At 35.6% G+C, this 26,386-nt stretch carries 13 protein-coding genes and 3 pseudogenes; 10 read left to right on the plus strand and 6 right to left on the minus strand.

Going from position 1 to position 26,386, the window contains the following annotated elements:
* Positions 1-9 precede the first annotated feature (9 nt).
* The 5 genes from purQ (at position 10) to ACFIK8_RS07410 (ending at position 5,234) form a co-directional block, all read left to right on the plus strand.
* Positions 10-681 carry a phosphoribosylformylglycinamidine synthase subunit PurQ gene (gene purQ / locus ACFIK8_RS07390; RefSeq protein WP_273788188.1) on the plus strand — a complete coding sequence of 224 codons (672 nt, stop codon included), beginning with the start codon at positions 10-12 and terminating at the stop codon, positions 679-681.
* Positions 682-971: 290 nt separating this feature from the next.
* Positions 972-3,182 carry a phosphoribosylformylglycinamidine synthase subunit PurL gene (purL, locus tag ACFIK8_RS07395; RefSeq protein WP_375669080.1) on the plus strand — a complete coding sequence of 737 codons (2,211 nt, stop codon included), beginning with the start codon at positions 972-974 and terminating at the stop codon, positions 3,180-3,182.
* A gap of 59 nt (positions 3,183-3,241) precedes the next feature.
* Positions 3,242-3,475 carry a BolA/IbaG family iron-sulfur metabolism protein gene (locus tag ACFIK8_RS07400; RefSeq protein WP_375635930.1) on the plus strand — a complete coding sequence of 78 codons (234 nt, stop codon included), beginning with the start codon at positions 3,242-3,244 and terminating at the stop codon, positions 3,473-3,475.
* A gap of 98 nt (positions 3,476-3,573) precedes the next feature.
* Positions 3,574-3,906 (plus strand): Grx4 family monothiol glutaredoxin, encoded by a 333-nt coding sequence (gene grxD / locus ACFIK8_RS07405; RefSeq protein ID WP_375661584.1) that lies wholly within the window; start codon positions 3,574-3,576, stop codon positions 3,904-3,906.
* 71 nt (positions 3,907-3,977) lie between these two features.
* Complete coding sequence (locus ACFIK8_RS07410) at positions 3,978-5,234, plus strand: multidrug effflux MFS transporter (RefSeq protein WP_375644734.1); 1,257 nt, start codon at positions 3,978-3,980, stop codon at positions 5,232-5,234.
* 362 nt (positions 5,235-5,596) lie between these two features.
* Here the strand turns inward: ACFIK8_RS07410 and parC are convergent, their stop codons facing one another.
* The gene (gene parC / locus ACFIK8_RS07415) at positions 5,597-7,846 is read right to left on the minus strand and encodes a DNA topoisomerase IV subunit A (RefSeq protein WP_375635905.1); all 2,250 of its coding nucleotides are present in this window, start codon (positions 7,844-7,846) and stop codon (positions 5,597-5,599) included.
* A 953-nt stretch (positions 7,847-8,799) separates the two neighbouring features.
* On the opposite strand from parC, the gene ACFIK8_RS07420 reads away from it, so the two are divergent.
* The 4 genes and pseudogenes from ACFIK8_RS07420 (at position 8,800) to ACFIK8_RS07435 (ending at position 12,757) form a co-directional block, all read left to right on the plus strand.
* Positions 8,800-9,966: a tyrosine-type recombinase/integrase gene (locus tag ACFIK8_RS07420; RefSeq protein ID WP_375635904.1), complete on the plus strand. Its 1,167-nt coding sequence runs from the start codon at positions 8,800-8,802 to the stop codon at positions 9,964-9,966.
* A 207-nt stretch (positions 9,967-10,173) separates the two neighbouring features.
* Positions 10,174-10,374, plus strand: coding sequence for an AlpA family transcriptional regulator (locus tag ACFIK8_RS07425; RefSeq protein ID WP_011180791.1), 201 nt, complete (start codon positions 10,174-10,176; stop codon positions 10,372-10,374).
* Positions 10,375-10,476: 102 nt separating this feature from the next.
* A pseudogene (locus ACFIK8_RS07430) lies at positions 10,477-11,335 on the plus strand (toprim domain-containing protein).
* Between the two features lie 5 nt (positions 11,336-11,340).
* A pseudogene (locus ACFIK8_RS07435) lies at positions 11,341-12,757 on the plus strand (DUF3987 domain-containing protein).
* Between the two features lie 940 nt (positions 12,758-13,697).
* Here ACFIK8_RS07435 and ACFIK8_RS07440 read toward each other — a convergent pair.
* From ACFIK8_RS07440 to ACFIK8_RS07460, 5 genes and pseudogenes are all read right to left on the minus strand, one after another.
* On the minus strand, positions 13,698-14,690 hold the full coding sequence (locus tag ACFIK8_RS07440; RefSeq protein ID WP_375669081.1) for a hypothetical protein: 993 nt from the start codon (positions 14,688-14,690) through the stop codon (positions 13,698-13,700).
* Positions 14,659-15,273, minus strand: coding sequence for a hypothetical protein (locus tag ACFIK8_RS07445; RefSeq protein WP_375613858.1), 615 nt, complete (start codon positions 15,271-15,273; stop codon positions 14,659-14,661). Before ACFIK8_RS07445 ends, ACFIK8_RS07440 begins: the two co-directional genes overlap by 32 nt.
* On the minus strand, positions 15,263-17,047 hold the full coding sequence (locus ACFIK8_RS07450) for an MFS transporter (RefSeq protein WP_375612536.1): 1,785 nt from the start codon (positions 17,045-17,047) through the stop codon (positions 15,263-15,265). Before ACFIK8_RS07450 ends, ACFIK8_RS07445 begins: the two co-directional genes overlap by 11 nt.
* Positions 17,040-17,900, minus strand: a pseudogene (locus ACFIK8_RS07455) (radical SAM protein); the annotation flags it as partial. The gene ACFIK8_RS07450 and the pseudogene ACFIK8_RS07455, both read right to left, overlap by 8 nt.
* Before the next feature lie 15 nt (positions 17,901-17,915).
* A complete protein-coding gene (locus tag ACFIK8_RS07460) occupies positions 17,916-18,278 on the minus strand; it encodes a hypothetical protein (RefSeq protein ID WP_375669082.1) in 363 nt (120 codons plus the stop codon).
* Positions 18,279-19,896: 1,618 nt separating this feature from the next.
* On the opposite strand from ACFIK8_RS07460, the gene ACFIK8_RS07465 reads away from it, so the two are divergent.
* Complete coding sequence (locus tag ACFIK8_RS07465) at positions 19,897-24,864, plus strand: DEAD/DEAH box helicase (protein ID WP_375669083.1); 4,968 nt, start codon at positions 19,897-19,899, stop codon at positions 24,862-24,864.
* Positions 24,865-26,386 lie beyond the last annotated feature (1,522 nt).

Consider the following 26,386-nt stretch of genomic DNA (forward strand, 5'->3'; position numbering starts at 1 on the left):
GGAACACTCATGAAAACTGCCATCATTCAACTTCCTGGATTAAATCGTGATCGAGATATGGTTGCAGCATTACACCATATAACGGGAGTTGAGCCACTAAAAATTTGGCAAACAGAAACAACAATTCCAGATGTAGATGTTATTATTATTCCTGGTGGTTTTTCCTATGGCGACTACTTAAGATGTGGTGCTATTGGAGCGCGAACTCCCATCTTAAAAGCCATTCGTGAAAAAGCACAAGAAGGTACTACAATAATAGGTATCTGTAATGGATTTCAAATTTTGTTGGAAGCAGGATTATTACCTGGAACTTTAATGCGTAACGCTTCTTTAAAATTTGTTTGTCGTGAAATCAAACTTGAAGTCGTTAACGCCAAGACGAAATTTTCTCGATATTATTCTCAAGGACAAATTATTCGTTGTCCTGTTGCCCATCACGATGGAAATTATTTTGTTGATAGTGAAACATTAAAGCAAATGGAAGACAATGAACAAATTGTTTTTCGCTATGCAGAAAATACAAACCCGAACGGCTCAATGAAAGATATTGCTGGTATTGTTAATAAAGCTGGTAATATTCTTGGTATGATGCCTCATCCTGAAAACTTTATTGAACCCGCCCACGGAGGTATTGACGGTCGTTTACTTTTTCAAAGTGCTTTAGAGTTGGTAAATGGATGATGTTGAAAAAATACTCGCGCTCTATGATTGTCAAAAACAAGGATCTATACTATTCCTCGCATCGTAAATCTATGAACAAAGCTCTTCACAAACAACAATGGATATTATTTTCTAAACACATAAGTATTTAAGACCATTTTAGTCTTAAATCCCACCAAACAAACGAACAAAAACTTCAGATTAATATCTATAACTATTTATTATTAAACAACATTATTGCTTATAATATAAGCTACTAGATTAAAAAAATAAAAATGCTAAATTTCGATTAATTTAACGGATAAATACTCATGAAGCCTTGCAATAACATCATTATTACACCAGAACTCATTGCACAACACGGGCTAAAAGAGGATGAATATCAACGTATCCTGACGTTAATCGGTAGAGAACCAACATTTACTGAACTAGGAATTTTTTCTGCAATGTGGAACGAACATTGTTCCTATAAATCATCTAAAAAATGGCTAAAGACTCTTCCGACAGAAGGAAAATGTGTCATCCAAGGACCTGGTGAAAATGCTGGTGTTGTCGATATTGGCGAAGGGCAATGTGTTGTTTTCAAAATGGAAAGCCATAACCACCCTTCTTATATTGAACCTTATCAAGGTGCAGCGACAGGTGTTGGTGGTATTTTACGTGATGTCTTTACAATGGGAGCCCGTCCTGTTGCTGCTATGAATGCATTGCGATTTGGTGCTCCTGATCACCCAAGAACACGCCATCTTGTTTCTGGTGTTGTTTCTGGAATTGGTGGTTACAGCAATGCTTTCGGCGTTCCAACTATTGGTGGAGAAGTAAATTTTGATGAGCGTTATAATGGCAATATCCTTGTTAACGCTTTTGTCGCCGGTATTGCAAAGACAAATGCCCTTTTTTATTCTAAAGCGCAAGGTATTGGACTCCCTGTTGTTTATCTTGGTGCAAAAACAGGACGTGATGGTGTCGGTGGAGCAACAATGGCTTCTGCTGAATTTGATGATTCAATCAGTGAAAAACGCCCAACTGTTCAAGTAGGTGATCCTTTTACAGAAAAATGTCTCCTTGAAGCATGTTTAGAGCTCATGGAACTTGGAGCCGTAGTTGCTATTCAAGATATGGGGGCAGCAGGACTCACCTCTTCTGCCGTTGAAATGGGTGCAAAAGGAAATCTAGGGATACAGCTTAATCTCGATACAGTTCCTGTTCGAGAAGAAAACATGACAGCCTATGAAATGATGCTTTCTGAAAGTCAAGAGCGTATGCTCATGGTTCTTAAACCAGAACTAGAAAAGCAAGCAGAAGCAATTTTTCATAAGTGGGGGCTACATTTTTCTATCATTGGAAAAACAACCGATGATTTACGTTTTCGTGTATTTCATCAAGGAGAAGAAGTTGTCAATCTTCCCATCAAAGAGCTTGGTGATGAAGCGCCTGTTTATGATCGTCCTTGGAGTGAACCGGCAAAAAAAACACCCTTGAAAGCAGAAGACGTCAAAAAAGTTGAAAATCTTGGTGATGCGCTTTTGACCTTATTGAATTCTGCTGATCAAAGTTCACGGCGATGGGTTTATGAACAATATGATACCCTTATCCAAGGAAATAGCCTTGTTTGTCCAGGAGGTGATGCAGGCGTTATCCGTGTAGGAAACAACAGCAAACGTGCTCTTGCTTTTTCTTCTGATGTAACACCTCGCTATTGTGAAGCAGACCCTTATGAAGGAGGAAAACAAGCTGTCGCAGAATGCTGGCGAAACATTAGTACGACAGGTGCAACACCACTGGCTGCGACAGATAATCTCAATTTTGGTAACCCTGAAAAACCTGAAATTATGGGACAGCTGGTTTTAGCTATTAAAGGTATAGGAGAAGCTTGTAGAATCCTCGATTTTCCTATCGTTTCAGGCAATGTTTCTCTTTACAACGAAACAAATGGGGAAGCCATTCTTCCAACCCCCACAATTGCTGGTGTAGGCCTTCTTAATGATTGGTCTAAAATGGTAACAATAAGTGGTATGCAAAATGGAGATATTCTTGTTTTAGTAGGAAATTGCGGCTCCCATTTAGGACAATCAATTTATGCACGTAACATTTTAAATATTGATGCAGGTACCCCCCCCCCTGTAGATTTACAACTTGAAAAAAAGCATGGTCAATTTGTTCGAGATGCCATTAATAGCGGTTTTGTTCACGCCGCCCATGACCTTTCTGACGGAGGATTAGCGATAGCACTTGCTGAAATGGTGATTAAAGCAGGTAAAGGAATCAAAGTAACGTTAAGCAATAAATCACCCTATCATGCAGAACTTTTTGGAGAAGACCAAGGACGTTATCTTTTAGCCGTCAAACCTCACTCTCTCAATAGTCTTAAAGAGCGTGCACAAATCAATACAGTTTCTTTAACAGAGCTAGGTCAAGTTGAGGGAACTTCTCTCAATATAGATGGGATATTAACACTTTCAGTAGACAAACTCACAAAAGCCTATGAAAACTGGTTTCCACAATTTATGGGTGAAGAGTAAAAATTGTTTTTTTCTCTTAAACAGCCTTTATAAAAAATGAATAACATAGGAGAATAATGATGGCAATGAGTGCCCATGCAATTGAAACGCTTATTCGTGAAGGCATTCCTGATGCTACTGTAACAATTCGTGATCTTGCTGGAGATGGGGAACATTACGCTGCAGAAGTTATTTCTGAAAGTTTTCGTGGTAAAACCCGTATTCAACAACATAAAATGGTCTATGATGCCCTTAAAGGCAATATGGGAAATGACCTTCACGCCTTAATGTTGCAAACAAATATCCCAAAATAATCTAAAATTTCTTCTTGCATTCACTCATTTAATACGATTAAAAACAGTATGAATATAAATTACACACTTATAAAAATCTGAAATATCGAGGGATAAAAATGACCACTGTTCATGATTTTATTGACAACGAGATTAAAACAAACGACGTCATTTTATTCATGAAAGGAACACCTGACGCTCCGCAATGCGGGTTTTCAGGACAAGTTGTTAAAATCCTTGACTATTTAGGATTGAATTATAAAGGAATTAATATCTTAACTTCTAACGAATTGCGTCAAGGAATTAAAGATTACTCAAATTGGCCAACAATTCCACAGCTGTATATCAAGGGTGAATTTGTCGGAGGCTGTGATATTGTTAAAGAGATGTTTCAAAACAATGAGTTACAGGAACTTTTGAAAGAAAAAAATATTCCCTGTAATCAATCATAGGTATCTTTCATTTTATTCAGACTCTTAAAAAGAGCTGTTTTCAGACGAAATTTCTATTTCAAGGATGCCATATGTCATATTCAGTCGATGAACAAACGCATAGTGATGCGATTAGAAAAAAAATTGGCTATAAAGAATTTGTTATTCTTATTGCTTCGCTCATGGCTATTAACGCTATAGCTGTTGATATTATGCTGCCAGCTATGCCTAATATTTTAGATGGCTTAAATGTTCTCAATGAAAATGATCAACATTATATCATTTCGAGTTATCTTATTAGCTATGGTATTGCTCAAATATTTTTCGGTCCAATAAGCGATAGGTATGGACGACGTAAACTTATTCTTATTGGTCTTGCTTTTTATTCATTTACGGCGATTGGCTGTGCCTTTGTAACTGATTTTTCTCTCTTACTTATTTTGCGTATCTTACAAGGTATTGGAGGAGCTGCTATGCGGGTTCTTACAGTTTCCGTCGTACGTGATCTTTACAGTGGTCGAAAAATGGCAGAAGTTATGTCTATTGTTATGATGGTTTTTCTTGTTGCACCAATGGTTGGTCCCGCAACAGGACAGATCATTTTACTGCTCGGACATTGGCAATATATTTTTATTTTCATGGCAATGATTGGTTTCGGGTTGATGATTTGGATTCAATTCCGCTTGCCGGAAACTCTTTATGCGCAACGCTCTCTTTCCTTTTCTTCAGTCAAACATAATTTATGGATTGTAATAACCAATCGCACAACACTTTGCTATACACTAGCAACTTCGATTATTTTAGGCTGTATCTTTACTGCCGTTAATACATCACAACAAACGTATGAAGGGATCTATAATCTAGGACTTTGGTTCCCTATTGCCTTTGCAGTTGGTGCTGCATTTCAGGCTTTCTCATCATTCATGAACTCTCAACTCGTTGGACGCCTTGGAATGCGGCGTATTGCTCATACTATGCTTTTGCTCTTTTGTATCACTTCATGTGTATGGTTTATTGGCTCTATCTTAACAGATGGTATTCTTCCTTTTGCTTTTTACATGCTGTTATTCTGTATATTGATGTTTGCCTGCGGTGGCATTATGGCCAATTTCAATACACTCGCTCTCGAATCTGTGGGGGAAATTGCTGGAACAGCTTCTTCTGTATCCGGCTTTCTTCAAACATCTATCGGTGCAGGACTCAGCTTTTTTATTGCCCAACAATTTGATGAAACAACCATCCCAAACTCAGCAGGATTTTTCTTTTTGAGTCTCGCTGCCATACTTCTCGTCTTATGGGCTGAACGTGGGCATCTTTTTAGGCAATATCATAGCAATCCTAACGAATAAATATTACTACGAAAGATTAATAACATCTCTCTTGAACAATAAGGAGATAAACCGATCAGACAAATAAAACATCTCCAAATAGAACACTCTTGTGTTAAACAATCACATTGTTTGTTTAAAGGTACAACTCTGTTTGTTTAAAGATACAGCTCTCAAAATATCAAATCATTTCACGACAGCCCCCATAAATGCTGTAATGTTAAAAAACAGTTTTGATTGATTTAACCTGAACAAGATCGAAATAGAAAAAAACTCACGCTTTAGGTTTTTCTTTCAATATAAAAATAATAAATTATCCTTATAAATTAATATCTTACACAATCATGAAACCATAGGGAATTTTCCCCATTTATAAAATACATTTAATTAATAAATTTTCCTGATTTTGGAAATCCTTTTGGAACCAAACGCCCGACGCCTGCACGCGTTCCCATCCATTCAAAGAGATCGTCCGCCTGACGGTTAAAGATTCGTTCAGCTGTATCTTGCCAACTTAAGCCTTCTGATAAATTAAAAGTCTTGGCATCAACAACACCACCTTCTTTATAACGCTGTAAACGAACACCTTTACCGCGATTCATTTCTGGTATTTGTTCAATAGAAAAAATAAGCATTTTACGGTTCTCACCAACCACCGCAACATGATCACCATTTACTTGAACACAAAGCTTTACCTTATCAGGAGCTTTCACATTCATCACTTGCTTTCCTTTTCGTGTATTGGCGATCACTTCTGCAGAAGAAACAATAAAACCATTACCGTGAGATGAAACCAAGAGCAATTTTTCCTCAGCGTGATGCACAAAAGCTGTAAGAACATCGTGCTCATCATCCATATCAACTAAAAGACGAATAGGTTCACCATGTCCCCGCCCTCCAGGTAAACTATTTGCACCAATAGCAAAAAACTTTCCCCCCGTACTTATCAGCACAATCTTGTCGGTCGTAAATGCTGGAAATGCTAACTTTAAACTGTCTCCTTCTTTAAAAGAAAGTGCTTTATAATCGCTCAAATGTCCCTTCAAAGCACGCATCCATCCCTTTTCAGAAATAACAATAGTAATCGGCTCTTTTTCGATCATTGCCTGTTGAATATCATCAAGATCATGTCTAGGTGCCTCTTCAAATGTCGTACGTCTTTTCCCTAAGAGTGTTTCAGGACCAAAAGTATTTCGAACTTTTTTGATTTCTTCTGAAATTATTTTCCATTGTTTTATAGGAGAAGCCAACAAATTCTGTAGCTTTTCTTTTTCAGCTTTCAAACTTTCAAATTCTTTACGAATTTCAAATTCCTCAAGCTTACGCAAAGAACGCAAGCGCATATTAAGAATAGCTTCAGCTTGATTTTCTGTTAATTCAAAACGACTAATCAGCTGCTTTTTAGGTTCATCCTCTTCACGAATAATCTGAATAACCTCATCAAGATTTAAATAGGCAATAAGATATCCATGAAGAATTTCTAATCGACAATCAATTTGATCAAGCCGATAATGAGAGCGACGAATAAGGACTTCTCGACGATGTTCGAGCCATTGCTGTAAGCTCTCACGCAAAGAGAGAACATTGGGTATTTTTCCCAAAGACAAAACATTCAGATTAAGGGGAAATCTTACTTCAAAATCAGTCAATTTAAAAAGAGACTCCATAAGAAGCTCCGGATCAACCGTACGATTTTTAGGAACCAGCACGATTCTGATATCTTCTGCTGATTCATCTTGGATATCCTCAAGCATTGGCAATCGCCGTGCAAGCAATAACTCTGCTGTTTTTTCAATAAGACGTGACTTTTGAATCTGATAAGGAATTTCAGTCACAACAATCACATAAGAACCACGGCTACCCGATTCCTGATGCCAACGTGAACGCAAACGAAAGAATCCACGCCCAACACGATAAGATTCCTCAATACTTTTTTTAGGCTCAACTAAAATTCCCCCTGTCGGGAAATCAGGACCAAGAACGAATTGATTTAATTCCTCATCATTTACATCGGGATGCGCAATCAAATAGAGCGCTGCATCACAAAGCTCAGCAACATTATGAGGTGGAATAGATGTTGCCATACCAACAGCAATACCAGAAGAACCATTTGCTAAAAGATTAGGGAAAGCTCCTGGTAAAACAACAGGCTCTTCATCTTCTTCATTATAGGTTAAACGAAAATCGATAGCATTCTCATTAATTCCTTCAAGTAACAATGCAGCCACTTCAGTCATACGTGCTTCCGTATAACGCATGGCAGCAGCATTATCACCATCAATATTACCAAAATTGCCTTGCCCATCAACCAACGGATAACGAACAGCAAAACTTTGAGCCAAGCGCACCAAAGCATCATAAATAGACGCATCCCCATGAGGATGAAATTTTCCCATGACATCACCGACAATCCGCGCACATTTCGCATAAGACTGTCCAGGATTTAGTTTGAGAAGACGCATCGCATGAACAATCCGCCGGTGGACAGGCTTCAATCCATCACGTACATCAGGCAATGCACGGTGTGTAATCGTAGAAAGTGCATAAGCCAAATAACGTTCCTGTAAAGCAGAACGTAATTCTATTGGTTCAATATGTTCTTTATCAAAAGGTAAATTCATTTTATCAGACATAGTATTAAAATAACAATTCCCACAATAATAAGAAATTATTTTATAGGATTTATTTAATGAAATCTTCTATGAGTCGACTTTTTTATTAAAAGTCAATTACATAAAAACAAACGCCGCGATTAGAACATGAACAGAAAATTATATCAATTTGAAAAATTTATACATGTCCTTCCCCCTTGTCCTAAGTGATTTATTGAAAGCTTTGTCAAATCCGACAATAATTTAACTGCTCACAAAGAGTTATTTCATCTCTTTTTGGAATGACAAAAGCACCTTTCAAACATCATCTTTTATTATAAAGGTAAATTGTATAACAACCCCATTCAGTTTTTCTATGAAAAACTAAAAAAATATTCAAAGCTTATAAAATTTAAACTTTTCAGAATAAGTTCATAGAATAGAAAACCGTATTATTCTCATAAAAACGAAGAGACACAATTCTCTGCTACAACATTGTAAAAACTTCAACAAAAAATAAATAATATATTGACTTATAAAGATAATTCATTTTTTTCAACTAAAATGAGACTCCCAAAACTTATAGAATTCTCTTATTTCTAATTTATTCATGATAAAACAATCACAATCATTTCCTCACCTATCACAAGGGAGAGAGGCATTATAAAAACAAGGAATAAAAATGCCTCGTAAAGAATCAACACAATGGCGTTTTTGTCTATCTAAATTTCACAAACAGCACACACACATGATGCTCTTGAGAGACATCAAAACTTCACTCTACATAAGAAAAAGATGAAAACAATCCATAATCAACTTTACAAGGCATTGATTTATAATGATAATTCACTGTTTTGTATGTTGAATGAGAGTCTCGAATATCGTAAGATTCTTTCATTTCAAAGCTGTTTATCTTGAATCAATCAAAACCACTCATTTGCACATAACAAGTGGGATAAGTGTGTGGATAAAATTTGTATAAGAAAGGACTAAAAATGGCTCTTATGAACCGTCTTAATGCAAGAGCTGTCGCAACATTAGGGGCTGGCAAATATAACGATGGTGCTGGCTTGTTACTTCATAAGCGTAAAGATGGAGGTGCTCAATGGATTTACCGTTATACCATTCATGGTCGTCGTCGCGAAATGGGCTTGGGTGCCTTGAGAGATGTTTCTTTAAAACAAGCCCGTGAATGTGCAATGCAATGGCGTTCTGTTTTACGTGAAGGGCGTGACCCCATTAAAGAACGTGAGAAACAAAAGCGTGAGGCAATAAGTAATCTCCATTACTTAAAAGATATTGCCTTGGATACTTTTGAAACTCGTAAAGCTGAATTAAAAGGGGATGGGAAAGATGGACATTGGTTTTCGCCTTTACAACTTCATATTCTCCCTAAATTAGGTTGTCTTCCTGTGTCAGAGATTACACAAACAGAAATACGTAATACACTTGCCCCTATCTGGCATACAAAAGCTGGAGCTGCTCGGACAGCATTGATACGTCTCAAACTTTGTCTCAAACATGCTGCTGCATTAGGTTTGGATGTTGATTTACAAGCAACCGAAAAAGCACGCGCTCTTTTAGGAAAACAACGCCATAAAGTCAAAAATTTACCTGCAATGGATTGGAAAGATATACCAGCTTTTTATCAAACACTTTGCGAAGCATCAACCCTAACACAACTGGCTTTGCGTTTGCTTATCCTTACAGGGGTTCGCTCTAACCCTTTACGTCATATTCATAAAGATCAAGTTGAAGGTGATATCTGGACAATCCCTGCTGAGAATATGAAAGGAAAGCGTGATACTACAAAAGAGTTTCGTGTGCCCTTATCATCTGAAGCATTAGACATTTTAAAACAAGCGCGCTCACTTTCTCGCAATGATTTCTTCTTTTCTGCAACCGGTCGCGGTCCCCTTGCTACGAAGTGTATGGCTCAATACATGAGAGACAATAAACTTGAAGCCTGCCCCCATGGATTTCGCTCTAGTTTACGTGATTGGCTCGCTGAAACAACCGATGCCCCCTATGAGGTCGCTGAAACCATTTTAAGTCATACGGTAGGAGGACAAGTAGAGCGTGCCTATCGTCGCACTGACTATCTAGAACAGCGCCGTGTCTATATGGATAAATGGGCGGCATATGTCACAGGTCAATCTTAAGATATGGGGTGCATAACCCCATTATCTGTGGATAACTTTAACTCTCTTTTCTCTCATTCTTTCTCAATAAGATTCATCACGTATCACATTAGAAATTGTATAATAAAATATTGTTTTCTATGAATAAAACATCTTTCTAAATGAACCAAAATGTGGTTAATAAATAGTTATGATTTGTTCTCATTTTTTGATAGAAAGGAAATTATTATGACAGAAAATGATATTCTTTTGACAGACCGTGAAAGTGCAAAATTGCTTCATATGAGTGTCTCAACATTCCGCCGTCATGTTACCAATGGCTCTTTGCCAAAACCTTTAAAATTTGGCTTTTTATCGCGTTGGTTACAATCAGATCTTATCAATGTCATCGAACAAGCAAAACAGCAACGTCAAAGTGACGCGGCATAAAAAAAAACCTTGTCACGTAAGGACGGACAAGGCTTTCTCAAACTCATCACCCTAGAGTTAGCATAATCCGTCCTATGGTGCAATATTCATAGGATAAAAAACATGTTTTCTTATATAAATGCTCGGGACATCACAAATGCCTTGCATGGGGTTTGGCATGGATATTATGGGATAGCCCGTTGTCCTGCTCATGATGATAGGCTGCCTAGCTTATCCCTTTCTCATGGACATGATGGGCGTCTCTTACTTTATTGTTATGCTGGCTGCTCTTTTAGAGAGATCATACAAGCGCTCATCAGAATTGGCTTGCTTGGAAAACAAGCCTTTTTTGATAAAGCTTATGATCAGACGCTCTCTTTATCAAAACAGAAAACAGAGAGAGCAAAAGCAATTTGGCAACAAAGCCAACCAATCAAAAATACTTTAGCAGAAACCTATTTACGTATGCGGGGTATTACATGTGATTTGCCTACTGATTTACGCTTTCATAGCAAATGTCCACACCCCTCTGGGGGGTACACTGCCCGCGTTGGTTGCTCTTGTTAAGGGTGCTGGCTCCTTTGCTATTCATAGAACCTTTTTACAAGCCAATGGCTGCAAAACAGATCAGAAACCAGCAAAAGCCATGTTGGGATCTGTAATGGGCGGTGCTGTGCATTTAAGTCAAGCCAATCCCAAACATCTGGTTATTTGTGAAGGCATTGAAACGGGGCTGTCTCTGCTGTCTGGGTTGTTATCAGAGCCCGTTGATTTATGGGCGTCTCTTTCAACCAGTGACATGATGCGTGTGAATTTACCCCATACAAAAGGACGTCTGACAATTGCAATGGACGGCGATGATGCGGGTCGTAAAGCAGGTTTTACCCTAGCCAAGCGTGCTTATAGCCAAGGCTTTGAGGTCTTTATCATGCAAGCTCCTAACGCTTTAGATTTCAATGATTTTCTCTATTATTCAAGGTAAGTAATATGACAAAAGATAATCAAAATATTTTAGAGAATAATACCCCCGTCAATGATAACGATAATGCTTGTTTAAAAGCCATTCCTTATGAACAAGCCTTGCAACAAAACGGTTGGGGGGAATTACAACAGATTGAGAGTGCTCTTTTACCCGTTGAACCTTTTAATCCATTACAGCTCCCAATGCCATTCATGGACTATATTTATGACGTTTCAGAGCGTCAACAAGCTCCTCTTGATTTTGTGGCTGTCGCTGCTTTGTGTGGCTTGGCTGCTCTCATTGGCAATGGTGTGCGTATTGCTCCAAAACAACATGATGATTGGAAGATTGTTCCTAATCTCTGGGGCGCTCTTATTGGACAGCCTTCAACATATAAAACACCAGCCATGAAAGCCGCTTTAGCTCCCATTACTTACCTTCAAAAGCAATGGTATAAAGAGTGGTTAAAACAGAAAGAAAAACAAGAAATTGAAGAGAGATTTGAAACTTTAGACAAACGAGAAAAGGAAAGACAAGCTCATAAAGCGCTCAAAAAAGGAGATCTTGAAACAGCCCGTGCTCTTTTGTCTGAAACGCTCTCTCAAGACAATGAGCATGATGATGATGTCTCTCGGTTTATTGTCAATGATGTGACGGTCGAAAAGCTTGGAGAATTATTAAAAGAACCCCCCCGTGGTTTATTGTTGGTTCGTGATGAGTTATCTGGTTTTTTAACCAATCTGGAAAGAAAGGAATATCAAACAGACCGTGCCTTTTATTTAACAGCTTTTAATGGCAAAAAATCATACACCTATGACCGTATAGGACGTGGAACCATTTTTATTCCCAATGCAACTATTTCCATTATTGGGGGCATTCAACCTTCACGGATTATTCCCATTATTCAAGCAATGCACCATGGAACAAATAATGACGGCTTATTGCAACGATTTCAAATGCTGGTGTGGCCCGATGAACGAAAAGAGCGTTTATGGGTTGATAGACCTCCCAATCAAAAGGCATGGGAAAGTTATCAAGGAGTCTTTCGTGTATGGTGGGAAAGTTTTCAAAGAACAATCAAAGGGGGCATTTCTCTGCAAGTTTACAAGCACATCTTTTGAAATGGATAAAACCATACCAACCCTTGCGTTGATTTTTGAATTGACCGAAGGAGGCATTTTGAAATAGGCTTGCCTTCACTCACTATGACATTGTGTTGATCACCCTATTTGTTAAGTCATGCAAAACTCATTGTAGAGCCTTGTGATCATTTACCAGATGGTTTTTACCTGCACGAGATGTTTATAAGCGTGATTGGAAGCTTTTAAAGGATAAAGGAATTATTCAACAAACTTTAGAGCTTTTATGCTGTTGCGACTATCTTCGTGAAATTTATGAAGACAAAACCCAAAATGCGGTCGGCCTACAAAACGCTATGAATAGCCCACCTTGGTGAAAAATCATAGGACCACACAATAGAGAAATCTCTTTTGAGAGTTTTTCAAGCCAATCGCTCAAAGCTCTTTTTAGTGATATTCTCTTCATTGCTCTTTTTTCAAAGAAAATGATCAGCGTTCTTCTTACAAAGAGTTTTGTTGCTTTTGGAGAGTTATTCCAATGTTTATGTTATTTTTTAAATAATAAAAAACATTATATTTTAATATTTTTGTTTAGGATTTCGAGCTACTCTATGGAGATTTCTATTTTTGTAAAAAATCCAAACATGCAACAGCATGGTAAAATATATTTTTATGACATTGGTGATTATCTCAAGAGAAAAGAAAAACTTACGATAATAGAAGTTATTTGGGAGTATTGATGGTATTACGTGAATATCAGCTACAATATCATCTGGATTTATATTACTCGTAATTGGCATTTTGGATGCATGGCTCATTTGTTCTGCAAACTATTGAACTTGAATGTTTAATCTATAAAGCTCGGTATTGATGATATTAGAATAAAAGCCATCTTGATTTGTAAGTTTAATCGAATGCAAATTGAGAACATTCGATATAATAACAAGCGTATGCTTCTTAGCTAGCCCCCTTTAAGTAAGATAATAAGGCCACCTGCTATACTGTTCTGATTGGGGTTGAGCTCAGCTTTATAATAAACATCAAGCTTAAAAATACCGTTCGCTTATTTTGAGTTACATCAAGCTGAAATACCTATAATTCTTTCTCATCAAAAATCTTGAATAAAAAAGGCAAGTTGCTGCTTAAATTACTGCTAATATTAAAAAAATCAAAACCAATTTTGCCACCATCTTTGACACTTTTAGTATATGAGATTCCGATATATGAGACAAGCACCATATCGTTCTTCCATCGGTATGTCCTATATCTATTCACGAAACATCGCTGCTTCAGAGTGGGAAACACTATATATTTGTAGCAATTTCTTTTAATGTATTCATATCAAAATACAAATCCGATACCTTTCGGCAAAATTTATCAAGATAAATAAACAATTCATCAGAGAGATATATCTTTTTTTCTCGAATTCTCATTAAATCCTCAGTTTTATTATTTAACGGATGCGCTTCAAAATTACTTGCACGATTTCCTGCTAATTTGGTAGGCATATAATGATTTATGATGTTACAAAAACTACAATCTAAAGGGCCTGAAACATTACTTCCAACCATACCAACGTAGTTATTTTTATTCTCAAAACACTTATATAATTCTTTAATATTACTTGCAAATGGCTTATAGACAAAAGCATTATAGCCATATTCGTGAATTTTTTCATAACCACATTTCACGAATGTCTCATCAGCGATATTTAAGAAACCCAAATCTGGAATTTTTGAAGGAAATTTCACAGGCTGTTCTATTCCAAACAAATTATTCTTATCTATCCTATCAATAAAATAATTCCACTGCTCAAAATTAATACTTGCATTGAAATCAATAATAAATTTTACATTTTTGTTTTCATTAACAATTGCAATTGTATCATCCAAATACTGATTCGATGATTTCAATTTTATCAAATCGTAATTACGTATCTCATCATCAATAATTGCACCTATTCCTATCGTTTTAATAGATTTCATTAATCCAGAATTAATAATTTTAGCCATTTCAACTTTTTTAAAAAAATCTTCCAACCCAAAGAAATAGCTTAAAGAATTTGCAAAGTGTTTACTTTTATTTATTGATCGTTCATTTACAGATTTTATAAAATCGTCCGGCATTTCTCCGTGACTAGGTGACAATGGCAACTCCATAGCAAAGGGCGAAATAACTTTATCCTGAGCAGTAAATAAAATTATCAGTTCTGTTTTTTCAACTAACACACCAGAAGAACTGTGAAAAGAATCCGATAGTTTATATTTATTGGTGTAAACTCTGATGCGTATATCCATATTTTATCTCACAGCCAGAAAAAAAATCCCGTATCATATTTAACTGAAATCTATTCTCATACTTTTTTCTATTTTCAAAATTAACTAAAATGAACTCGGGAGTAGCGATACGTATTAGAGCTAACACTTCTGCCAAATCGAATCTCTCCGATAAAGTAATCGTCACACTATATGGTACGCTATCTTTTTTCATACATTCTATGTTACGCACCCACGTTTGTTTATATTTTTTACTGTCTAGATTTCTTATCTCTGAAATAACATCTGTGCCTATTTGTATCCCTAAAAAGAACGGATTACTCTTTAATAGCTTCAAATATGGTTGAATATAGATGTGCCCCCCTGTTGCAATCCGAAAATATTTTTTGCAAATGAGACACATACAAGTATATTTATGAAGTAAATCATAATCGAGCTCAAAAGGCTCTCCACCAGAAAGAATAATAAAATCAGATTTTATGTCATTTATTGTATATAAAGATTCAGGCAACGCGTCATCTCTCACCATATATTCCATCGAATACGGACAATGATTGCAGCCCGCACTGCAATTTTCATTACAAATTACAATATTATCGCCCATGAAATTTCTTATTCAAGTTCATATAATCCAATACTAATTGTTTCATGAAAATATTTTGGTATAGAGAAAGATCAGAAATTTTTTTAGCCACAAACGCTTTTATCATTGGTAAAGCTTCATCCTTTGATATAGACAGCAAATGAGAAATATAGTCTATCCGTTCTTCTAAATTGAGAGATAATCTTGGACTGGTGAAAAATGTTAAGATATCCAATTCCGGACTGGCTTCTTGACATAAATCCCAATCCACTACCATAAAAGAACTATCAGAAGTAACAATGATATTATCAGGATGTAAATCTCCATGTGATAAGATTATATTCTTGCTTAATCGATCTTGAAAGATCTTATTGATTTGATCAATAATCGCCTTTTGATGTAGCAAATCCATTTGGCTCAATACAGTACCCCGGATAAACTCCCATTCGACTATTTCATCGCAAAGTGTTATCAAATTTGGTGCAGGATAGAGACTTTGTCGAAAAGAGCCATCCTTGATGTTTTCATTAATGCACGATGCTTCCGGATAAATTTGCCCATAGCAAAACTCTTGATGCTTGCGTTTCAAGAAATGTTGTTTTGACGATTGTGCATTTTCAGGCTGTAACCAAATGATTTCTTGTTTTCTGACAAAAATAATTAAAGCAGACACCCCAAAAATCACAGCCATAATCACTGCCAACCACAAATTAGCTTGCCAGAATGTTGAAAAAACATGACCGTATAAAAAACTGAATGCAAAGGATACAACAGCTGTAATAATGGCTGTAAATGATAAAACAGTCGCGATAGCTTTGGGATCAATCAGTGAATTTATAAGAAGAGACGACAGATAAGATCGATAAGCAGATTTAAAAACACATAGCAGTAAAAATCCTAATATAAGAGCCGCAATGATTTGAAATGACATGAGAAAAAAAGCAATGGTTACCATACAACCAATCATTAAGACGGGAAAAATAGGATTTTGAAACTTTGAAAAATACTTCTGAAACAATATATTGGAACTTGCTGAAAAAAAATTCCCAATGATAAAAATAATCGAAACCAAAATAGCAGGTTGAAATGGCAAAAAATCAGAAAATGCGATAGAAACAGTTCGATTATTAACCAAAATAGCAAAAGCTGAAACTGCACTTAAAAAAACAAGAGTGAAGCGATAAGGGTTTTTGACTTCTTTACGGCTGGCGCACATAACTGTGAAAATACTCGGATGAGCGTTGATATGAAAACTATCTAATCCCTTCGTCAGTTTTGAAAACATAAAAATAGCAAAAATTAATGAAAGGATTTGAAAAATTACAGGCAATGCAGGATGCACATAATAAAGTATTCCCCCTAAAAAAATAAGTACCGTTGTCACACTATAGGTAACAGCAGCCACTTCGGACTTAACGGAAAACAGTGTGCGATGCTTTGGTACTACAGAAAAGAGTAAACTATCTTCCGCACCTGAGAAACAAGCGGCCGCTAATGTGATACACAACAAATAAGTGGCGTAAGCAAAATATGCATAATTCATAAAAAGAGCTAAAAAACCGCAAAGAAAGAAAAACAGCCCAGTATAAATAACGCGCTTACTTCCATAAACATCTGATAATAAACCCAAGGGGACTTCTAAGATCAAAGGAAGCAATAAAAAATAACTACCGATTAAAACAATATCCGCTTGCGACAAATGCAATTTTTCCGACAAAAAAAGTGGTAAAACAGCAACCACTAGAGCAGTAGACTTGCTAACGCTATAAATCTTAAATTGCTTAACCTTATCCACAAAATACCTTCCCACGACATCCGCTACATGCGCCAGATTCTTTCAAAGATTTTAAAACGCTTTGAGCAGACCAATCTATTGCCTCATAATTTTGTAGATTCCCAAAAGCTTCTGAATAAAAGCAATTTTTTAAATCTCCATTATAGTCCAATACCAAGGATGAAAATGGAAATAAACACATTAACGGCGACGAAACGTACGCAGAATTTTCGCCTAAGTAATAATTAATACAATTTACAAAATTTTGTGACGTCCATGAGATTTTCCTTTCTTGGAACTTTTTATCTATATAAATCTGGAGGGGGGATTCTTTCCTTGATAATTCATCTCTCAAATGAAAAAGTGAGGCGTTTGGCGGAAGAATTTTGTTGCTTAAAGCCTTAGATCGATCCTTTGTATTATTGTTTCTAGAAAAACAAAATGACGACGTATCGAGCGGGTTGAATCCGATATAATCGACATCTTTGCTTATACAAAAATCGATAAAATTAATAATATTTTCTAGAATCTCTTTAGTAACTGTCGCTCTTATTCCTATACTTTGCAGAGGTTGAAGATTCTTAACTGTTTCAATGTTTTCCCACACGCGATCAAATTTATTCGCCCCCCGTATATCATAATATCCTTGGACACTAGTCGAATCCATAGAAATAACAATTTCTTTTATGTCATACTGTGAAATCCATAAATTTTTATGCAATAAGATGCCATTGGTATTTAATTCAACAGGCAGACCTAGTTCATTCAACGTTAATAAAATATCTTTAAGCCTCGGATGCATTAAAGGTTCTCCCCCAGAAAGCATCACTGAGGCAGCTCCTTTTTCTTTCAACATTCTAAATAAGGGTATTAAACTTTCTGGAGTATGCTAATTTTTTTCCTTAATCTTCCAACAATCGCACATGATACAAGGGCTATTGCAATTCTGGATAATATGTATAATAGGTGTCACAGGTGCCCATAATTTTTTAAGATCAAAAATCGAATCTGACGCACTAATCAAGTTTTCCTTCTTTAAAAGAAAACCATTCTTTTCTAGTTCTCTTAACAAGATTGAAAAATCTGATGCTAAGACCTCTGTCTCTACATTAAGCTTTGCCGCAACAGTTTCAATTTTCTGATTCTGTAAAAAAACTGAATCAATTAAAATTATAGCTGAATCATTAAGCACAATAGTCTGAAAATCATTTAATCTAGTTATACTATTCTCGTCGAGATTGATACGAAACATTTCCCCTCCTAAATTGTTTCTTAATAATACAATGGATAAGGGCGCTGCTGCGCCCTTATCCTGCTTTTTTATTTTTTTCTATCTCGCGCCAATGGTTTATAACAAGTTAAACTTGCACTATTCACAGTACCAATCACCTGCGGCTTTTTATATGACATAACATCCTCCTCATATTGTTATTATGTACCTTATTTATATTCAAGACATTGTGATTTACAACTTTATAATTGTAAAGTCAATTTAACTGTATTATGCAATATTCAGTTTGGGAAACAAATTGGCCTATACCGGTATAAATCGAAAAACTCTTGTGCTCAGCTAATTTCCATTTTAATTAGTAAGTTCATTCAAAAAGTATTATTCCTGATTTCAATGGCTATTTCACTTAAATCGCAATAAGAAATATGCAATGTTCTGCTTTATCAAGTAATTTTAAAAAGATTTTTTGGGCTGAAATAAAGAATAGTTGTTGCGTAAATCAGCTTCTCAGAAGAAAAAATTTTCAATTATTTTTCTGTTTTAATTGTAATTTTGTGAAATACTACTTGCGGTGAAATTACTTTTAAAAGAGGTTCAATTCGACGCCAAAATACAAACTTTTATTTCTTATTAAAGATACAATCATATTGATTTATAATGATAATCTAGCATTCTTTGGTTAAAAACAACAGCATAAAACAATAAAGAAATCTCTTTTGAAGTCTTTAAGACAACCACGCAAAACTCTTTTTATGGCATTCTCATCAAGGAACTTTTTTCCAGAAGCAAATGATCTGAGTGACCTTATCAGAAGAGTTTTGTCAGTCTTATCAGTTCTTTTTAGAACCTATATCATTTTTTTAAATGAGAAAAAATTAAAATCATTATATTTCAATAAGTTAATTTTTGTCTATTTTTCAAAATACAACTTATTAAAACAACCATAACAAATAAATACAACTGTAAATATATATTTGTCAGTTTGTGTCAGTAAATTGAACTGACAAAAGTGATCATTTTACTGAGTAATTAAAAACGTGCTTTATGAAAAGCATATGATCCTTTAAAGCCTTTCAAAAGAAAGGGGTATAATCATAAGAAATGCTATCAAAATCATTATGGTTATGAGTTTTGAAGAGGTTTTGAGTTTTGACGGTTGCTGCTTTTATATAAAAAAATAGCAAAAAATAAAAACGTTATATTTCAATGTGTTAAGATTTTACAGATCTTAAAAAAACAACCTATATCGACATTACAACCTATAAATTCAACTAATAATATACGTTTTGAGGGGGTTTTGACGATTTTTATACCTTCAAAACCTCTCTATAAAATAATTCATAAAACTTATCAAAATACTCATTCTGATATTTTAAAGCCCATGGTGCATTTGTCTTGATTAACAGGTCAATTAACACATCAAATAAACAGCAAATTTCACTATTTTGCTGATCTGACCTCTCTCATGGGCTGTGGATAAACAGCCTTAAAAAAACTTTTGAAAAAAATTTATCCGCTTTTGAATAACTTTACCTCTTCTGATACTCGCTATTTGTCCTAAATGGATTTAATTGACTTCATTTCGATTCTTTTGAAGAGAATTAATCAATAGAATATATTGTTATGGAGTTTATTCTTTATGTCTCACCTTCATAAGTCTGATCATGAACATGTCTCTTTACGCTCTCTCTTAGAATATTATCGTCAACAAGCAAAATCACCTCGTGAATTGGGAACATTGTTTGAAAACCTTGTCATGGCTTATCTTATGCATGACCCTCTCCATTTTGGACGATATGAAACGGTTGAGAGCTATTATGAATGGGCAACAGAGCATGAAGGTTGGAATAAAAATGATATCGGCATTGATCTGGTGGCAAAGCTTCGTAATCAAGAGGGATATGTGGCTATTCAATGTAAGTTTTATAAAGCTGACCATCAGATTAGTAAAAAGGATATTGATAGCTTTATCGCAGCCTCTGGGAAAGACATCTTTAAATATCGCCTTCTCGTTGACAGCACAGAAGTGGACTTAAGTGACAATGTGAATGCCATGATTAAAGGACAAGCGATACCCGTTTATCGTATTGACCTTCGTCATATGGAAAACAGTCGGATAGATTGGCAAATCTATGCAACCAAAAAAGAAGTTCTTCTGAAATCAACAAAAGAGCCTCGTCCCCATCAAGAAGAAGCCATCAAGAAAGTCTGTGAAGGGTTAAAAGAAGCAGACCGTGGCAAGCTGATTATGGCATGTGGAACGGGCAAGACTTTCACCAGTTTAAAGATAGCAGAAACCATAGCAGGAACAAGCAAGCGTGTGTTGTTTCTGGTGCCTTCTCTGGCTTTAGTCTCGCAAACAATCCGTGAATGGACAGCCGATGCACAAGTGCCCTTGCGTTCCTTTGCGGTGTGTTCGGATACAAAAGTAGGCAAGCGTCGTAAAAACCAAGATGATATTGTTGGCATAGAAACATCAGATCTTGTTCTCCCTGCTACCACGGATGCTCAAGCCCTTGCCAAAGAAGCTCGTGAAAACCTAGCAGACGCAATGACGGTGGTCTTTTCAACTTATCATTCTATCCAAGTGATTTCGGATGCACAAAAAGAGCATGGTTTACCCGAATTTGATCTGATCATTTGTGATGAAGCGCATAGAACAACTGGGGCTTCATTGGGAAGTGAAGACAATGAATCTGAATTTATCAAGGTTCACGATAACAGCATCATTCGAGGTAAAAAACGGCTGTATATGACAGCAACGCCGCGTATCTTTAGTGATACTGCCAAAAGGCGGGCGGATGAGATTAATGCCGTTCTCGCATCTATGGACGATGAAACGCTTTATGGCAAACAACTCCATCATTATACATTCGCGGAAGCTGTCGATAATGAACTTTTAACTCCTTACAAGATTGTGGTCTTGGGTATTAATGAAACCTATATCACACCAGCCATACAGGAGATTATTGCCAATGAAAACCGTGAAATTGATTTAGATGATGCGGCAAAAATTATTGGCTGTTATAGAGCACTTACCAAAATAGATAAGCAAGCCGCTGTCGATGATGATGATACAGAGCCCATGCAATGTGCTTTAGCTTTTTGCAAAGATATCAATACCTCTCAATATATAACAAAGCTCTTTAATAAAATTATCAAATCTCATATTGATGATTTCCTTCAAACCGTTCCCTTTCTGAACTGTGAAGTAAGACATATTGACGGAACGCAAAGTGTCAAAAAGCGCAATGAGGAACTGGATTGGCTTAAAGAAGATGCTGGGAACAATGTTTGTCGGATCTTAAGCAATGTTCGGTGTCTTTCAGAAGGGATTGATGTCCCTGCTCTTGATGCCATCATGTTTTTACACCCGCGTAATAGCCAAGTCGATGTGATACAGGCGGTAGGGCGTGTGATGCGCCGTGCTCCAAATAAGAAAACGGGCTATATCATTTTACCCATTATCATTCCTTCACACTTAGAAGCCAAAAAAGCTTTAAAAAACAATAAGAGATACCGTGTTGTTTGGCAAGTTTTGCATGCTTTACATTCTCATGATGAAAGGCTTGCTCGGACAATTAATCAAATGTCTTTAGGACAAGATAGCAGCCATACGATTGAGATTATAGAAATTAAGCGTGAGGATGAATTAAAAGAGCTTACCACAACGGTTGATGAGATCTCGATACCATCAAAAGCAGAAAGTTCTGGACGTGTCATTGGAACAGCAGAAAGCAAATCTCAATCGGTATCTGGAGGACAAGGAGACTTATTCCCCCGTTCTGAATTTTTTGATTTTGTCAAAGCCATTTTTCTGGATAGTTTTAAAATCACGGATTATTGGGGCATTTGGGCGAACAATGTTGCTGAGATTGCTCAAAACCATATCAATCATCTTAAAGATATGATTTCCGATGAAAAGAGTGAAGCCTTTCACGCCTTTGATGCATTCCATAAGGAATTAAAGAACAACGTCAACAGTGAAATCAAGCAAGAGGAAGCCATTGAGATGTTAGCGCAACATCTTGTCACGCGTCCCGTGTTTGAAGCTTTATTTGACGGTAATGAATTTGTACAGAACAATGCCATTTCACAAGCAATGGACAAGATCTTAAGAGAACTGGATAAAACGAACATTGAAGAAAAAACCAAAGATCTTGATAAATTTTACAAAAGTGTCACGTTCTGTACAGCAGGTATTACAGAAACTCATGCAAAACAGAATCTTATTATCAAACTTTATGAAAGTTTTTTTGCCAAGGCATTTAAGAAAACCACGGATAGGCTTGGGATTGTTTATACCCCCGTTGAAGTTGTGGATTTTATCATTCATTCTGTTGATGATGTGTTGCGGAATGAATTTGGCAAAAGCTTGGGGTCACGGGGTGTTTCTATTCTTGACCCTTTCACTGGAACGGGTACTTTTATCACGCGGCTTTTACAATCCAATCTCATCAAACCAGAGGATATGGAATATAAGTTCCGTCATGATATCCATGCCAATGAGATTGTTTTACTTGCCTATTACATAGCAGCGATTAACATTGAATCGACTTATCATAGTATCATGAAAGGTGAGTATATTCCTTTTAAGCATATTGGTTTGACTGATACGTTTCAGATGCTTGAAGAGAAAAATCTTCTACAGGAATTATTCAAAGAAAACAGTGAATATTTAGAGCATCAAAAGAAACTAAATATTGAAGTTATCTTTGGTAACCCTCCTTATTCGGTAGGACAAAAAAGCGAAAACGACAATGCAAAGAATACTCCCTACCCGATATTAGATGATCGCATTCGTGAAACTTATGCTGCTCAATCTAAAGTAACAAATATACGAGCACTTTATGATAGCTATATCCGCGCTATTCGTTGGGCAAGTGACCGTATTGATAATGCTGGGGTAATCGGTTTTGTTTCTGGTTCAAGCTATATAGAAAAGCCAGCAATGGATAGTTTACGAAAATCTTTAGCCCAAGAATTTACGAGTATTTATGTGCTTAATTTACGAGGTGATATCCGTAAAAATATGATGAACAAAAATAACGCTCAAGAAGGAGAGAATATTTTTGGCAATGGTAGTATGACGGGTATTGCCGTAACATTATTTATTAAAAATCCCAATGTTTCTGGAGATTGTAAAATTTACTATCATGATATTGGAGATAATCTTTCCACCGAAAAAAAACTTGAGATGCTTCAGTACTTTGGTAGTGTTGGTGGTATTACACGTGAAAACGGTTGGAAAATAATTACACCAGACAAGCATAATGATTGGCTTGGTCAACGTGATGATAGTTTCAAGACATTCCTAGCTCTAGGTATTAAAAAAGGTCATAGTAAAAAGCTCTTTGAAACTTATTCTCGTGGTATTATGAGCAGTCGTGATGCTTGGGTATATAACTCAAGCAGTGAAGTTTTAGCTAAAAACATGAGTAATATGATTACTTTTTATAACAGCGAAGTGAAACGTTTTAATGATGCTTTCCCACATACTGACTGCAAAACACGCGAAAATTCTGTAAACAATTTTGTAAATTTAGATGCAAGTAGAATTAGTTGGAGTCGTGCACTTAAACAACATTTAGCTAAAGGAAAGATTTTTGAATTTGAGACTACATGCCTTACGCAAAGTTTGTATCGTCCATTTACACGACAGTGGCTCTATTATAGTCGTGCCTTTAATGAAATGGTTTACCAAATGCCGCGGATATTCCCTATAGAGCAAGCGGTTGAAAATAAGGTCATACAAATTTCAGGTATGGGAACTCAATCAGGTTTTTCTGTTTTGATATCTAAGTCTATACTTGATCTTCATGTTGTGCATAATGGTCAATGTTTTCCACGCTATATTTACGAAGACACTCCGGTTTCAAAAGATAGAAACAAGAAACAAACTCATTTATTTACGAATTCTATAGAAAAAAGCATCAATGCTGATTTACAAAAGCGTGATGCCATTACTGATGAAGGATTAGCACATTTTAAAGCTGCTTATCCGAATGAAATAATCACTAAAGATGATTTGTTCTATTACGTTTATGGTCTTTTGCATTCGGAAGATTACCGTGCTCGTTATGCTGATAATCTCTCTAAGGAATTGCCTCGTATCCCTTGTGTTAAAAGCACTGATGATTTTTGGAAATTTGTAACAGCAGGACGTGAACTCGGTCATTTGCACGTAAATTATGAAGATGTGGAACCTTATCCAGTGACCTTTAAAAAAGGCAATCCTAAACAGACTGATATCTTTAATCCCGAAAAATTTTACTACGTTACAGAAATGAGATTTTTGGGGAATAGTAAGGAAAAGGATAAATCAACTGTTTTTTACAATAGCAATATCACAATAACAGATATCCCTCTTGAAGCTTATGCGTATATCGTCAATGGTAAACCCGCTCTTGAATGGGTTATGGGACGTCAATGTGTTAAGACTGATAAAAAGAGTGGCATTGTTAATGATGCCAATCGCTATGCTGTTGAAACCATTGGCAACCCTGCTTATCCATTAGAGTTGTTTCAAAGGGTTATTACCGTAAGTTTGGAAACAATGAAAATCGTTAAGAACCTACCAAAACTAGAAATTAGAGAAACTGAATAGACTTGGCTTGCTAAACTCACAAGGGGTATAGAATCTTATAACTATAATCTATACCTCTCTTGTTAAGTTGATTAGATACAATCCTAATATGCGTTATTCTAAAAAGAAATCATTTGCACTTTTAAATACTCTTATTTTGATTGCTTTAAGACTTTTAAGAATTCCCATCTTAAAGTGAATACGCTTCTTTTACATTGCCTTTAAAAGATTATACCGTAATCTAAAATGATAGCTTTATCCTTTTCAAAAGCTTTGTTTAAACAGAATTATGTATATTCATTTTCTTATATTACTTATAGGTTTTTAAGGTTCTTAAAACCCTCAAAACTAAGTACCATAAAAGTCTTGATAACATTTCTTATGAGTTACAAACTATCTTTTGAAAGGCTTTAAAGATTACATACTCTCATAAGACATGTTTTAATCATTCACTAAATGATCACTTTTGTCGCTTCAATGTACTGACATAAACTGACAAATATATATTTACAGTTGTATTTATTTGTTATGGCTGTTTTAATAAGTTGTATTTTGAAAAAATCATAAAACTTAACTTATTGAAATATAATGATTTTAATTTTCTCTCATTTAAAAAAAATGATATAGGTTCTAAAAAGAACTGACAAAAATGACAAAATTTTATTAAAAGGGATTTTGCTCATCTCTATAATTATCATTCTCTCTTTAGATGTTTTCATAAAAAGCAGTAAATCATAATTATCATATATTCTATTTATCATTTCTCTTATGAAAATGGAAAATGATGCCATGGCTATAAAGAACATAACAGCTATAGAGAAAGCAAAAATGCAAATGAAAGCATTTGTTATAAGAGCGCGGTGCTATTAAGGTCGTTTAAATTAAAGCCCCTTATAAATAAAATTCACAAAAAATTTAAAATTCATTTAGTAAAAAAATTGATAGGTTATAAAGATAAAAATACGCATTATGATAGCATTTTTAAATATTATAAATGTATAGATTCAGAAAATAACGCAATCGTTTCATAAAGCCAATAATATAGCTTTAAAAGCATATAAATATAAAAGAAGCAATTGATAAGAACATGATAAATATTTACACATAATGAATTTAAAAAACATAAAAAATATCAAACAAGATAAAATGTATTTGACAATAAATACGTATTTTGTTATATAAATGATCAAGTGATTAACAAACACTTTACGTTAAGCGGATAGGTTACGATACAACCTTTCCTATGTTTTTAAAATACTGGCTGTTTTTTATGTGTTAATTAGCATATAATGACTCTGTCGGGTGTGCTTACATCATACAATACCCTTATGGGAAAAGTGTAAGCAACGGACTTAACGCCGTGTTTGTTAGCGCCCGATGCTTGTTAAGAGCGTCAATAACAAACAATTTTACGTTAAGGATTTAATTATGACAAATATCTCAAAAATCCCCCCGTTATCTCTAATATTGCAAATGAAACCGCGCCTGTTAATCAACAAAAGCCTGCAAAAAAATACGAATTTACCAATGAAAAATTCACTTT

This window comes from Bartonella sp. MR168JLCBS, assembly GCF_042194175.1.